General features: G+C 68.2%; 14 protein-coding genes. 2 read left to right on the top strand and 12 right to left on the bottom strand.

What is annotated here, in order from left to right:
* The first annotated feature begins 2 nt into the window (after positions 1 to 2).
* A complete protein-coding gene (locus tag J2X41_RS06845) occupies positions 3 to 1529 on the top strand; it encodes a tryptophan 7-halogenase (RefSeq protein ID WP_310080684.1) in 1527 nt (508 codons plus the stop codon).
* A gap of 33 nt (positions 1530 to 1562) precedes the next feature.
* On the opposite strand, the gene J2X41_RS06840 is transcribed toward J2X41_RS06845, so the two are convergent.
* Positions 1563 to 2453 (bottom strand): LysR substrate-binding domain-containing protein, encoded by an 891-nt coding sequence (locus J2X41_RS06840; RefSeq protein ID WP_310080683.1) that lies wholly within the window; start codon positions 2451 to 2453, stop codon positions 1563 to 1565.
* Positions 2454 to 2630: 177 nt separating this feature from the next.
* Between J2X41_RS06840 and J2X41_RS06835 the strand changes: the two genes are divergently transcribed.
* The gene (locus tag J2X41_RS06835; RefSeq protein WP_310080681.1) at positions 2631 to 3605 is read left to right on the top strand and encodes a zinc-binding dehydrogenase; all 975 of its coding nucleotides are present in this window, start codon (positions 2631 to 2633) and stop codon (positions 3603 to 3605) included.
* 72 nt (positions 3606 to 3677) lie between these two features.
* Here the strand turns inward: J2X41_RS06835 and J2X41_RS06830 are convergent, their stop codons facing one another.
* The 11 genes from J2X41_RS06830 to J2X41_RS06780 all read right to left on the bottom strand — a co-directional run bounded on the left by J2X41_RS06830 (position 3678) and on the right by J2X41_RS06780 (position 13315).
* Positions 3678 to 4631, bottom strand: coding sequence for a fatty acid desaturase (locus J2X41_RS06830; protein WP_310080680.1), 954 nt, complete (start codon positions 4629 to 4631; stop codon positions 3678 to 3680).
* 3 nt (positions 4632 to 4634) lie between these two features.
* Positions 4635 to 5417 carry a MipA/OmpV family protein gene (locus tag J2X41_RS06825; RefSeq protein WP_310080679.1) on the bottom strand — a complete coding sequence of 261 codons (783 nt, stop codon included), beginning with the start codon at positions 5415 to 5417 and terminating at the stop codon, positions 4635 to 4637.
* On the bottom strand, positions 5414 to 5815 hold the full coding sequence (locus tag J2X41_RS06820) for an EamA family transporter (protein ID WP_310080678.1): 402 nt from the start codon (positions 5813 to 5815) through the stop codon (positions 5414 to 5416). The genes J2X41_RS06825 and J2X41_RS06820 overlap by 4 nt, the downstream gene beginning before the upstream one ends.
* Positions 5812 to 6951, bottom strand: coding sequence for a GNAT family N-acetyltransferase (locus J2X41_RS06815; RefSeq protein ID WP_310080677.1), 1140 nt, complete (start codon positions 6949 to 6951; stop codon positions 5812 to 5814). The genes J2X41_RS06820 and J2X41_RS06815 overlap by 4 nt, the downstream gene beginning before the upstream one ends.
* A complete protein-coding gene (locus J2X41_RS06810) occupies positions 6944 to 7780 on the bottom strand; it encodes an alpha/beta fold hydrolase (RefSeq protein WP_310080675.1) in 837 nt (278 codons plus the stop codon). Before J2X41_RS06810 ends, J2X41_RS06815 begins: the two co-directional genes overlap by 8 nt.
* Positions 7777 to 8139 carry a permease gene (locus J2X41_RS06805; RefSeq protein WP_310080674.1) on the bottom strand — a complete coding sequence of 121 codons (363 nt, stop codon included), beginning with the start codon at positions 8137 to 8139 and terminating at the stop codon, positions 7777 to 7779. Before J2X41_RS06805 ends, J2X41_RS06810 begins: the two co-directional genes overlap by 4 nt.
* On the bottom strand, positions 8136 to 9056 hold the full coding sequence (locus tag J2X41_RS06800; protein ID WP_310080673.1) for an arginase family protein: 921 nt from the start codon (positions 9054 to 9056) through the stop codon (positions 8136 to 8138). Before J2X41_RS06800 ends, J2X41_RS06805 begins: the two co-directional genes overlap by 4 nt.
* Positions 9057 to 9064: 8 nt before the next feature.
* The gene (locus J2X41_RS06795) at positions 9065 to 10456 is read right to left on the bottom strand and encodes an aminotransferase class III-fold pyridoxal phosphate-dependent enzyme (RefSeq protein WP_310080671.1); all 1392 of its coding nucleotides are present in this window, start codon (positions 10454 to 10456) and stop codon (positions 9065 to 9067) included.
* Positions 10457 to 10471: 15 nt separating this feature from the next.
* Positions 10472 to 11149: an MtnX-like HAD-IB family phosphatase gene (locus tag J2X41_RS06790; RefSeq protein ID WP_310080669.1), complete on the bottom strand. Its 678-nt coding sequence runs from the start codon at positions 11147 to 11149 to the stop codon at positions 10472 to 10474.
* 109 nt (positions 11150 to 11258) lie between these two features.
* A complete protein-coding gene (locus J2X41_RS06785; protein ID WP_310080666.1) occupies positions 11259 to 12662 on the bottom strand; it encodes an ATP-binding protein in 1404 nt (467 codons plus the stop codon).
* Positions 12659 to 13315 carry a response regulator transcription factor gene (locus J2X41_RS06780; protein ID WP_310080735.1) on the bottom strand — a complete coding sequence of 219 codons (657 nt, stop codon included), beginning with the start codon at positions 13313 to 13315 and terminating at the stop codon, positions 12659 to 12661. Before J2X41_RS06780 ends, J2X41_RS06785 begins: the two co-directional genes overlap by 4 nt.
* Positions 13316 to 13420 lie beyond the last annotated feature (105 nt).

Here is a 13420-nt window from a genome sequence, read left to right as displayed (position 1 = left end):
TCATGCCCGCTCCCCCGACGCCTTCCCGACGTATTCGCGACATCGTCGTCGTCGGCGGCGGCACGGCGGGCTGGATGGCCGCGGCCGCCCTGTCCAAGGTCATGGGAACCCAGGCCTATACGATCACCCTGGTCGAATCCGAGCTGATCGGGACGGTGGGAGTCGGCGAAGCCACGATCCCCATGATCACGATGTTCAACAGCGTGCTGGGCATCGACGAGAACGAGTTCGTCCGTGAGACCAACGCCACGTTCAAGCTGGGCATCGAATTCGCCGGCTGGCGTCGCGAGGGCCACAGCTACTTCCACCCGTTCGGCCAGTTCGGTGTCGACATGGATGGCATCAACTTCAACCACTACTGGCTACGTTGGATGCAGACCGGCGGCGGAACCGACCACGGCCGTTTCAACGCCGAGACCGAGGCCGCCCGCCAGGGCAAGTTCGGGCGCACTGGCGACGGCCGCCCGACCAACCTGCCCAACATCAACTACGCCTTCCAGTTCGACGCCAGCCTCTATGCCGCCTATCTGCGCCGCTACGCCGAGAAGCGCGGGGCCCGCCGGGTCGAGGGGCAGATCGTCAAGGTCGAGCGGAACGGCCAGGACGGCTTGATCGAGAGCCTGCTCCTGAAGGACGGCCAGACGATCCGCGGCGACCTGTTCATCGACTGTTCGGGCTTCCGGGGCCTGCTGATCGAGGAGACGCTGAAGGCGGGTTACGAGGACTGGAGCCACTGGCTGCCGGTCAACCGCGCCGCCGCCGTGCCCTGCGCCAAGGTCGAGGATCCCGTCCCCTACACCCGCGCCATCGCGCGCGAGGCGGGCTGGCAGTGGCGCATTCCGCTGCAGCACCGCACCGGCAACGGCTACGTGTTCTGCGATCAGTTCATCAGCGAGGACGAGGCCGCCCGGCTGCTGCTGACCCGGTTGGACGGCGCGCCCCTGGCCGAGCCGCGCATCCTGCGCTTCGTCACGGGCCGCCGCCGCAAGTCGTGGATCGGCAACTGCGTCGCCCTGGGCTTGGCCAGCGGCTTCATGGAACCCCTGGAAAGCACCAGCATCCACCTGGTGCAGGCGGGCATCTCCAAGCTGCTGGCGATGTTCCCCAAGGGCGGCTTCAACCCGCTGATCATCGATCGCTACAACGCGGAGATGGAAGCCGACTACGTCAACATCCGCGACTTCCTAATCGCCCATTACAAGATCACCGAGCGCGAGGACACGCCCTTCTGGCGCTACTGCAAGGCGATGAGCATCCCCGACAGCCTGGCCACGCGACTGGAGATCTTCCGCGCGCGCGGCGAGGCGATGGTCGTGCACCACGAGCTGTTCAAGGAACAGAGCTGGTTCGCGGTGCTGATGGGCCAGGGCCTGACGCCCGTCGACCACCACCCGGTGGCCGACCTGCTGTCCGAGGACGAGCTGAAACTGCGGCTGGCCAAGGTTCGCACCAGCATCCAGGATCGGGTGAACGGCCTGCCCGGACATCAGCAGTTCATCGACAAGCACTGCCGCTCGGCGGCGGGTTGAGTTTGCGTCCGCCTCGGCGTGACGCGCGAGGCGCTATTGATGCGCCGCGCGGGCGGCCAGGGCATGGTCGATCACCGCGCGCACCTTGGGCGACATCTGCCGGCCCGCCGGATAGAGGGCATAGAGCTCGCGGTCGGCGACCCGCCAGCCGGACAGCGTCAGCTCGATCAGGTCCGGAAAGCGGCGGGCCAGCCCCTTGGGCAGGTAGCCGACGCCCAGGCCCAGCCGCACGGCCAGAGCGCCCAGCGACAGGTCGTCGACCGTGCCGCCCAAGGTGCGCGGCGCGAAGGTGAAGGTCTCGCCGCCCGGATCGACGAACCGCCAGCCATTGATCGGCGGCGTGGCGATCGCCGGCAGGCGGGCCAGACGGCGCGGATGGTCCAGGCCGACGGCCTCCGGATGGCGGTCGAGGAACGCCTGACTGGCGAACACCCCATAGGGCGCGGCCCACAGCTTGCGGGCCACATGGCGTCCATCCGGAAGCGGGGCCAGCTGAAAGGCGACGTCGACGCCCTGTTCGATCAAGTCGGGCGCGCCGTTCGTCAGCCGCAGGTCCATGACCAGGTCCGGATGGGCGGCGGCGAAGTCCAGCAGGTGGGGCGCGAAATCCTCATTGCAGACGTGGTAAGGGGCGGTGACTGTCAGGCGGCCCGACAGGCGGGCGTTGCACAGATCCAGACCCCTGGTGGCGGCCTCGATCTCGTCCATGGCCGCCGCGCAGCGATCGACGAAGGCGCGGCCGTCATCGGTTAGGCCGACCGCACGGGTGGTGCGGCGCAGCAGCTGGGTCTTCAGCCGCGCCTCCAGAGCCGCGACGCGGCGACTGACCGAACTGGTCGGCAGGCCCAGGCTCCGGGCGGCCGCCACGAAGCTGCCCTCGCGCGCCACGCGCAGGAAGATCGCCACGTCGTCATAGCCCAGCATGCGATGGTCTCCTGGTCCTGCGCGCTGGAGATCGGGCGGACAGCGTCCGGGCGCAAGGTCGAGATTATCCCAGATCTGGAAAACAGCGCTCCGCAAGCGCCGATTGTCCCATGGTGAGCGCAACGACATCTCCATCGCGCCTCGAGACCTCTGTCGAGGATCATGGAGTTCACATCGATGAAAGCGCTTGTTCAGGACCAGATCGGTTCGCCCCTCGACGTCGTGGAGCTGCGGGACATTCCCGAACCCCAGCCGGGTCCGGGCCAGACGCTGGTGCGGATGGTCGCCGCCGGGATCCACCCGGGCGACTTCTTCTTCACCCAGGGACTCTATCCCGAGGCCAAGCGGCCCCAGCTGCCGGGCCAGGTGGTGGGCAACCACGGCGTCGGACGGGTGGTCTCGGGCGGAACCCTGGCGGCGGGAACCCTGGTGGCCTTTAGCGCCGGCCGGGTCTGGGCCGAATATGCGGCGATCGACACTCAGGCCCTGATCCCCCTGCCGGACGACTACCCCATCGACCGCGCCGCCCAGCTGATGCCGGCCATTACCGCACGCGACCTGCTCACGACTAGCGAGGTCCAAGCCGGGCAATGGCTGGCCGTGACAGCCGGTCATTCGCTGGTCTCGAGCCTGCTGATCCAGATGGCCCGCCGGCGCGGCGTGCGCGTGGTGGCGGTGGTGCGCCGGCGGATCGCCGGCCGCGACCTGGAGGCCCTGGGCGCCGAGGCGGTGATTGCGCTGGCTGAGCTGGACGTACCGCTCGCCGACGCCGTGCGCGCCGTCACCGGCGGGGCGGGGCTGAACGGCGTGGCCGACGCGGTCGGCGGCGAGGTCCTGACCCAGTTGCTGGACGCCCTGACCTTCCGCGGTCGGGCGGTGATCGTCGGCGCCTACGATCCAGAACCGTTCAAGACCACGGCCCTGCGGGTGCTGATGGAGCTGCAGGAGATCCGCGCCTACGTCTATCGCTACTTCTTCGCGCCGCCGCCTCCCGAGGACGCCGACTACCTGAAGAGCGTTCTGGACGAGTTGGCCGATCCCGCGGTCGTCGTGCCGATCGCTGATCGCCACCGGCTGGAGGATTTCCGCACGGCCCTGGAGGAGACCGCCGCCCGGCCCGAAGCGGGCAAGCGGGTGCTGGTGTTCGACTGACGGGATCAGCCCGACGCCGTCCCGTGGCGGCGTCGGGCGCTGGCTCAGATCAGGCGCGCTACACGCGTATGCTTAGAGGCGCACGGACGACGGACGCCTGGCCGTGGGCACCTCAGCCGAAGAGGCTTCCAGAAAGCCGAACATGTGGGCGTGGCGGATGACGCGCGTGCCCGCCTCGGCCTGCTCGGCCAGGCTCTGTCGGCGTAGAACCGCCATGCGCGACCAATGCCACTTGGGCTGGTGATGGTGTTCGGCGTGATAGCCGTTGTTGAGGAAGATCAGGTTGTAGAGCGGCGCGTAGGTCGACACGCCCATGGCCGGCGGCGCCTTGGGATCGGCGCCCAGGTGCTCGTGATAGGCGATCAGCATCGAGAAGCACTGGCCCAGATAGTAGAAGGGCGCCAGCAGCAGCACGAACTGCCAGTGGATCGCCGCCATCGCGGCGTAGAGCGCGACCATCGCCCAGAACTCCTGGAGCGCGCGCCGGGCCTCGTCGGGTCGCTTGGCGCGGATCTGCCGGGCGACCTCGAACGGACCGTCATCGCGCCAGAACTGCAGGAAGACGTAGGACAGCATCGGCTCGGCCTTGCCCTCGGCGCCGTGCCTGTAGATCGAGATCGGGTCGACGGTTTCGCCGTCCGGCGCCGGGCGGTCGGAATTGCCCGCATGGTGCCGCATATGGACGAAGCGGTACATGGTCTGCGGCGTGCCCAGCTCGAACGTCAGGGCGAACTCGGTGATCCGGTTCAGGAGGGGCGATCGGAAGAAGGGGTTGTGGATGAAGTTGTGCGACACCGAATCCAGGTTCCAGCCGATGGCCAGTCCGTAAAGGCAAGCGCCGGCGATCCGTTCAGGCCACGACAAGGCCGGCCAGGCCAGGAAGAAGAACAGGATCAGCCCCAGGTGGACATAGACCAGCAGCGCCGGGATCAGGTCCCAAACCGTGTAGCGAAAGACGGCGCCGCCCTTCCGCTTGATCGTGGCGCCAGACGCGGCGGACGGAGAGCCCGTCGAAATCCTGCCCATGGCCTAGTCTCCCAATGCTGGTTCGGCGCGACCGAACCGATAGGTGACGCCGACGCCCGCGGTGAGCACGTTGCGGGTCCGTAGCAGCGGGCTCTCCCACGCCTCGCCGACGATGCGATCCCCGCTGAGCGTGGCGACGAAGGCGGTGCGCTGGCCTAGCCGTCGCTGGGCGTCCAGTTCGAAGCCGAGGCTGACGAAGTCGTTCTGACGGAACGTCGGCAGGTTCAGGGTCTCGCGCTGGCGACGGCGCAGGCCGAAATATTCACGCGAGAAGTCGTCGTCGGCCCACGACAGCCGGGCCTCGCCGCCGACCGTCCAACGTGGCGTGACCTGGGCGCCGGTGTCGAACGACAAGTCGCCTGACCAGCCGTCGTAGCCGTCGGTCGCCTTGCGCAGACGCAGCTCGACGTCGCCGAGCGCGGTTCGAGTCTTGGCGAAGCCGCCGACCTCGATCGCGTCGGGCATTCGGTAGGCGCCGCGCGTCAGGCGGTCGTTGTAGGACTGGCGATATTCCACGACCGGTCCGAACGACCAGGCGCCGCGGGTCAGGGCAGTCAACTTCAGGCCGTCGTCGAGGCTGGCGGTCAGGTGATCACCCCACCGCGCCGACACGATCGGCAGGAGGTCGAAGGTGTAGCGGTCCGATCCCAGGTGGTCGGGTCGAACGCGCGTGAAGACACCCACATCGACGGTCCAGCCTGGATCGGTCGCGGCCTCGGCCGTGGTCGCCAAGGCGCCGGCGAACAGCAGCACGCCCAAGGCGACGCCGCGGGAAGAACCGCTCATCCTTCGGCGTCCGGCGAGCGCCCGACGAGCCAGACCCCCGCCAGGATCGCGGCGCCGCCCAGCACCTGCAGGACGCCGCCCGGCTCGTGAAACAGGGTCCAGCTGGCCACCACGACGAGCACGTAGCTCAGCGCCGACAGCGGGAACGCCTCGCTCAGCTTGACCTCCGACAGCACGACCATCCAGACGCCGAAGCCGACGATCTCCAGGGCGATCATCGCCTGGGCCCAGTGCAGCGTTAGGGCGCTCAGGACCCATTGCGTCCCGAACGGCGCGCCGCTCATGGCGTCGGCCGTCTCCTTGGCGGTCAGTTGATAGGCCAGGCCCAACAGCGGCAAGGCGAGGAACAGCAAACGGCGCGCCCAGCGGCCGCGAAAGGTCGAGACAGGAAGGGTCATGCCGCCGCCTCCCGGAAGGGCGCAGACGGTTGGGTCGGCGCCAGCAGCGGCGCGATCCAACGCAGCAGGTGGTTGGCCACCGGGTTTCGATGTCGAAAATGCAAGGTGGTCGGGAGCAGCCGGCTGCCCAGCCGCAGCTTGTTGTCATAGGCCGCCTGGCCGCTCTGATAACGGCCCAGACCGCGCTCCAGGCAAAGCTCCAGATTGGTGAACCAGCTGAGGAAATAGAGGTTGTGGCGACGTCCTTCGGCGCTCATGCAGAAGAACTTGTCCAGCAAAACGCCATCGCCGATCAGCAACAGATTGGCCGCCAGCAGTTCGTCGCCGACGAAGTACAGCACGCACAGCGCGTGCTCGCCCATCCGGCGCAGGACGCCGGTGAAATAGGCCGCGGTCAGGGTCTCGAACTGAAGGTCGCCGCGCGCCCGGGTTCCGGCGTACAGCGCCATCACCTGGTCTTCCAGGCCGAAAAGATCGCGGCGCACCTCGACGCGCACCTGGTCGAAAGCCCGCAGCTTGCGGCGCATGTCCTTGCGCGTGGCGGGCGACAGACGGCTGAGATAGGTCTCGACGCTGTCGAAATCGATGACCAGCTCGGCCGTCGGCAGACCGGGTACGGCGTGGTAGCCGGCGGGTTCCAGGGCCGCCGCCCAGGCAGCCGCGGCCGCCTCGGGCGCATCCTTGACGGCGACCAGGCCGCATCGCTCCACGCGCGCCGTCTCGTCGAGCGCGGCCAACATCCGCCGGGTCAGGACCTCGCGTTGATCCGGGAATAGTCCGGCCGCCCAACCGATCTGGGCGGTCTCGGTGCAGGGCGAGCCCAGGCAGGCCAGGCGGAGGGTGGTCAGTCCGGGCAGAACGCGACCCAGGACCCTGACAGCGGCCCGGCCCGCGCCCTTTTCCAGGGTGGTTTCCAGCGCGTAGCGGGTGATGAAGACCGGTGCGGCCGCCAGCAGGCGAGCGTCCAGCTCGGCGACGACATAGCGCCAGCCGAACCCCTCCAGCCCGGCCGCTTCGACGGCCGCCAAGTAGTCGTGGTCCTCGGGCTCTCCGGGGAACAGCGCGTTCCAGGCGTCGCGATCGATCTGGCCGATGGTGTCGACCACCCGGATCCTGGGGGCGAACGCGTCAGGCATGGACGGGCGCGACCCGGGCGGGCGCCTCGACCTCGGCGCCGAAGAAGGCGGCGGTCATGTCGGCCACGAGGGTCCGCTCCTGGTCGACGTGGATCATGTGGTAGCTGTCCTCGAGCAGCCGCACATCGGCCTGTCCGCCCAGCGTCTCGCGCAAGCGCCAGGCGTTGCGCGGGTGGCTCATGTCGTCCTCGCGCGCATGCAGGATCAGGCAGGGCGCATGGACGTCGCGCCCGATCCGCTCGACATGCCGACCCAGTCGATACATCTGGAACAAGGCCCCGAAAGGCAGGCGATCCAGGGCGCCTTCGATGAAGGATTCCGGCGCCTTGGCGACGCGCTCGCGCAGCCGCTCGTCCTTCAGGCCGAAGGGATAGGGTTCGGCGAAGCTGATCCGGCGCACGCCGGGCAGGTTGGCCACCGCCTGGATGAGCCAGGCCCCCTTCATCCAACCCTTCATGTTCCAGCCGTCGTATTCGAAGGTCATGGAATAGACGGCGGCGGTCTTGATCCGGGGCCGCAGGGCGCAGAGCGCCAACCCCAAGGCGCCGCCGACGCAGACGCCGGCCACGTGGATCTCGTCGATTTCCTGCGCATAGGCGTCGTAGGCCGCGACGACGGACGCCAGCCAGTCGCGCCAGGTGCTGGCCAGCAAGGCGGCCTGGTCGGCGCCGTGGCCGGCCAGTTGCGGAACCAAGACGTCGAAACCGCGGCGGTGCAGCTTCTTGGCCAGGAACTTCATCTCTCCGGGCGCGCCCGTGAGGCCATGTATCAGCAACACGCCCGGCCGACCGGGCGCGGCCAGGCGAAAGCCGTGGTCGATGAGCGTCACAGGCCCGACGCTCCCACGCAGACGACGCCGACGGCGATCAGGGCCGCGCCCGCCATCTGGCTGCGGCTCAAGCGTTCGCGGAACAGCAAGGCGCCGGCGATCGGAATGCCGGCATAGGGCAGGTTGGTGATGGGATAGACCACCGACAGCGGCGCCCGCTCCAGCGCCAGGACCAGGGCGACCGCCTCGCTGGTCCAGAGGGTCAGGCCCAGCCACAGCAGCGGACGTTGCGCCAGGCCCACCGCGTAGTGCGTCGCGCTCTGGGCGCCGTCGGCGGCTGACTTGAAGCACAGTTCGCGGCCGATCTCGGCGGCGATGCAATAGGCCAGCAGGCCGATGGTGGTCGGATCGAGGGTCATGCGGCGACCTGCACGAACAGACGCAGGAGGCGTCGATTGACCGCCTGGTTCAGTTGCAGGGCCGCCTTGCGATCGGGACCGCGCCAAGGTTGGTCCAGCATGGCCTCGCCCCTTTTCAGCAAGGACGCGACCACGCCGCCGCCGTAGCGTGGCCTGGACCAGTCACCGACGATGTCGGCGCCGATCAGGCGATGGTTTTGAGCCAGGCGCTGGATCAGGGTTTCCAGCAGCGCCAGGCTGGTGCGGCCCTGGTCCCAGTTGGTTATCGCGTCTTCGGCCCTGAGCACGTCCTTGTCGATGGTGATGTAGACGGCGTCGGTCTCGATGCGCGACGCCAGCAGGTCGACGAAAGCCCCCTCGCCCACCGCCTCGATCGTCGGCCAGTCGCGGCCGCACAGGTTGACGTTCGCCGCGCCCCGCGGCTCGCGATAGGCGTAGAGTTCCAGGCGGCCGTCCTTGATCAGGTCCAGATCCGCACCCTGAGGCGAGGGCCGATCGATGTCGTGGCTGCAGACGCCCACGGTGAGCAGGCGTGACACACCGGGCAGACGCGCCGCCTGGCCGACCCAGGATCCGCAGTGCAGGCCGTTGTCGAACAACACCCAGTCGGGGTGATTGTCGAAGTGCACGACCGTCACCGGCCCGGCGTCCGAGGCGGCGATCGCGCGCTCGATCAAGAGCGGCGAGACGTGGTGGAAGTCGCCCGAGCCGGTGAACACCAGGTTGGGACCCGCACGGGCGCTCGCCTGGCTCAGCCGCTGACGCAAGGCCGTCAGCGCCGGCGGTCGGCTCCAGAGGCGCAGCGCCGGACCCAGGTCCCGCGCCGTCACCTGGGCGCCGTCGGCTCCCAGGACCTCCGCGACCAGGTCGCCCTGGCCCTCGAACGCGCCGTCGAGGTCCAGGATGACGGGGCGCATCCTGTCGCTCAGTCGACGCAACGCCGCAGCACCGCGTCCAGGAGCTTCAGGGCCAGGTCGATCTCGTCCTTGCTGATCTCCAGCGAGGGAGCCAGGGTGATGACGTTCTTGTAGTAGCCGCCGACGTCGAGGATCAGGCCGTAGCGCTTGCCGTCGATGTCGATGTCGCCTTTCATCCCCTCGGCCTCCATGCGGTTGAGCAGGGCCTTGTTGGGGGTGAAGCCGTCGGCCTCGCAGATCTCGGCGCGCAGGGCCAGGCCCAGGCCGTCGACGTCGCCGATCTGCGGCCAGCGCTTCTGCAGGTCCTTCAGACCCTCGAGGAAGTAGGCGCCCTTCTCCATGACCTGGGCGCCGTAGTCGACCTCGGCGGTCATCCGCAGGGTCTCCAGCGCCACGGCCGTGCCCATCGGGTTGGAATTGAAGGTCGAGTGGGTCGAGCCGGGCGGGAAGATCTCCGGGTTGATCAGCTCCTCGCGGGCCCAGACGCCCGACAGCGGGTTGAGGCCGTTGGTCAGGGCCTTGCCAAACACCAGCACATCAGGTTGCACGCCGAAGTGCTCGATCGACCACAGTTTTCCGGTCCGGTACATGCCCATCTGGATCTCGTCGACCACCAGCAGGATTCCGTGCTGGTCGAGGACCGTCTTCAGCTCGATGAAGAAGTTGGGCGGCGGGATCACATAGCCGCCAGTGCCCTGGATGGGTTCGATATAGAAGGCGGCGTATTCGGCCTGGCCGGTCTTGGTGTCGAGCACGCCGTTGTATTCGGTCTCGAACAGGCGGGCGAACTTGGCCACGCAGGCCTCGCCGTACTCCTCCTTGCTCATGCCCTTGGGGCCGCGGAAATGGTACGGAAATTCAATGAACTGGGCGCGGTCGCTAAAGTGGCCGAAGCGCCGGCGATAACGGTACGACGAGGTAATCGCCGAGGCGCCCAGGGTGCGGCCGTGATAGCCGCCCTCGAAGGCGAACATCAGTTGCTTGCCGCCCGAGGCGTTGCGCACCAGCTTCAGCGAATCCTCGACCGCCTGGGCGCCACCGACGTTGAAGTGCACCCGGCCCTTGCGGCCGAACTTCTTCTCGGCGTCCTGGGCGATCAGCGCCGCCAGCTCGACCTTCTCACGATGCAGGTATTGGCTGGCCACCTGCGGCAGGGTGTCGAGCTGGCGGTGGGCGACGGTGTTCAGGCGCGGGTTGCGGTAGCCGAAGTTGACGGCCGAGTACCACATTTGAAGGTCGAGAAACTGACTACCCTGACTGTCGTACATGAACGAGCCCTCGCAGCCGTCGAAGAACTTGGGATCAGGCAGGTAGTGGACGGTGTCGCCATAGGAGCAGTACTGGGCCTCCAGGTCGCGCAGGGCGGCCTCGTCGAGGACGGTGTGTTCGGCGTCATACATTCTGGTGAACTCCAGTCAGATGGCGGCGCGACGGGCCAGGCGCTCATGGGCGGCTGCGAGCGTCGCGGTGATGCTGTGAAAGTCGGAGAATTCGTGGTGGGGCATGGCCCGTGAGCGGGCGTAGGCGGCCAGCTTGTCGCGGGCGAACAGCAGGTCGGCCCGGCCCGAGACGCAGAAGTCCGAGCGCCCGTCGCCGATGAAGACCATCAGGTCGCGAAGATCGTTGGCCCGCTCGTCGGACCGGGCCGCGACCTGGCACTTGCAGACGCCTGAGCCGGCGGCGCACCCAGCGCGCGACCAGGGCTGCTCCAGCCGCCGCCCAAGCTCGCCATTGCCGACCAGATGATTGGCGATCACCGGCAGACGGCCCAGGCCGTGACGTTCAAGGATCCGGACGATGAAATGGTCGACGCCGTCGCTGACCACGGTCAACGGCACGTGATGAGCCTGGCACCAGGCGACGAAGGCGGCGAAACCCTCGGCCAGTTCCACCGTGTCGAGCACGGCGTCCAGAGCCGTGTCGTCGCCGCCGATCAGCGCCACCTGGCCGCGCATGCACTCGGCGGCGGTGATCTCGCCGCGCGTCCAGCGCTCTTCGAGACCTTCCCAGGCCGGATCCGCCAGACGGGTCAGAACCAGGTCGGTGGTGTCGACCTTGGCGATCGTGCCGTCGAAATCACAGAATACCCGCATGCGCCTCTCCCGTTCGAGAGCGGCGGTCTAGGCGTCCAAGCTGATGCGAAGCTGAAGCAATGCGGGCAAAGCCAAGGTCATTGTGGACAACGGTCGTCCTGGAGCGGTTCTAGGACCGGCGCGGCAAGCCAAGGCTGGCTTCCAGCCCCGTCTCGCCGTCGGAACGCTCCTCGAGCGCGAGGCGTCCACCCAGCACGCGAACGGCTTCCTCGACGATCGCCAAACCCAGGCCGGAACCTTGGCCTCGCGCATGCACCCCGCGGAAGAAGCGCTGAAACACCCGCTGGCGTTCGTCGGCCGGGATGCCTGGGCCGTGATCGCTGATCGTCACCCAGACGAATTTGTCGTCCGCCGACAGGGTCACCTGCACCTCGGAGCCGGCAGGCGTGTAGTTGACGGCGTTCTGGACGAGATTGGCGACCGCCAGCCGCACCAGGGCCGGGTCGCCCATGACCGTTGGCGCCTGCCCCTCCACGGCCAGGGCCACGCCCCGGTCGGCGGCGACCACCGCGATCTCGGCCAGCGCGACGGCGACCTCGACGCGGGGATCGGCGACGAGGTCGGGGCCGACCTGAGGTCCCAGTCGCGCCAGGGTCAGCAGCTGTTCCGTCAGCTCGGCGGCCCGAGCCACGCCCTCGCGAAGTTGGCCTACCTGCATGGCCCGCTCCTGAGGGTCGTCTTCCTGGGCGATCAGCTGGGCCTGGAGGCTCAAGGCCGCCAGGGGCGTGCGAAGCTGGTGCGCGGCGCTGTCGATGAATTGGCGTTCGTGCTCGTAGCTGCGCTCCAGACGCTGCAGCAGATCGTTGACCGAACGGGCCAGCGGCTGGAGATCCTGGGGCCAGCTTTCGACCTCAAGGGGGCTGAGATCACGCGAACCGCGCCTGCCGATGGCCGCCACCAAGCCTCGCAGCGCCTGCAGGCCATCGGTCAGGGCCAGCCAGATCAGCGCCAGGCTGGCCGGAATCAGCAGCAGCAGCGGAATGGCCAGTTCGACCAGGATGCGGTTGACGAAGACGGAACGGATGCTGGTGCGCTCGCCGACCTGGACGGTCACCCCGGCGTCCCGGATGGGCAGGCTGAAGATACGCCAGGCGTGGCGACCCGACCGCAAGGTCTGGAAGCCTTTCTGCCCGGGCGCGGGCGGCGTCAGGACCGGGCCGGTGTCCGACCCCAGCACCAGACGTCCGGCCTTCCAGATCCGGAACATTCGCCAGTTGGCGTAGGCGTCGAAGGCCTTGCGGTCCTCCTGGCTCAACCATTCGTCGCCGATTTCCAAGGGCGGGGCGACGGCCGTCACATCCTTGCGTTCCTGGATCTCGTCGCTCATCAGGGCGCGCAACACGTTGGCGCCGGTGATCAACTGGCCGTCATAGACCTTGTTGATCTCGTCCTGGGCGGTCCAGAACATCATCGCGCAGATGACCACGACGATGGAGGCCAGCAGCAGGATCACGCGCCGGAACAACTGGCCGGCGAGCGAGGTCCGAGGCGGCGACGACGACAGGGGCCTCATTTGCCCACCATGTAGCCAAGCCCACGGGCGGTGACGATGAAGGTCGCGCCCAGCTTCTTGCGCAGGGCGTAGATCGTCACCTCGATGGTGTTGCTCTCGACGCCGCCGGCGGCGTCGTAGAGACCGTTTTCCAGGTCGTCCTTGCTGACGAAGCGCCCGGCCCGACGCATCAGGATATCGAGCACTCGCAGCTCCTTGGCCGTCAACTGCACCGGCTCTCCAGCCCGCCGGACCTGCCGCGAGCCGATGTCGAGCGTCACGTCCTGGGCTTGCAGCACATCGTTGACGCGGCCTTCGCTGCGCCGGATCTGGGCGCGGATCCGGGCTAGAAGCTCATCCAGGTCGAAAGGCTTGACCAGGTAGTCGTCGGCGCCGGCGTCCAGGCCATCGATCTTCTGATCGCCTCGTCCGTTGGCGGAGACGATGATGACGGGCGTCGCGCCCTGGCGCGCTCGCAGGCGGCGCAGGATTTCCAGACCGCCGATGACCGGAAGCGACAGGTCCAGCAGGATGACGGCGTAGGTCTGGGTCGAAAGCGCCGCCATCGCCTCGTCGCCGTCGCGCGCCCAATCCACGCCGTGCCCGGCCTTCTCGAGACCGCGCCGCATCGCCGCGCCCAGCATGCCGTCATCCTCGACCAGCAGCAGCCTCATGACCGGCACGCGCCTTTCTTCTGTCTCGTGAAAGGCGATACGCCGTCGCCGCCCTTTGGTCGAGCAGCGCGAGCGTCGGTCGCCAGCCTGGCCACGGCGGGAGGG

Source organism: Caulobacter sp. BE254, assembly GCF_031457295.1.
GTDB lineage: Bacteria > Pseudomonadota > Alphaproteobacteria > Caulobacterales > Caulobacteraceae > Caulobacter.
Note: the sequence above shows the minus strand (reverse complement) of the source record. Positions and strands in the feature narration are given on the sequence as shown.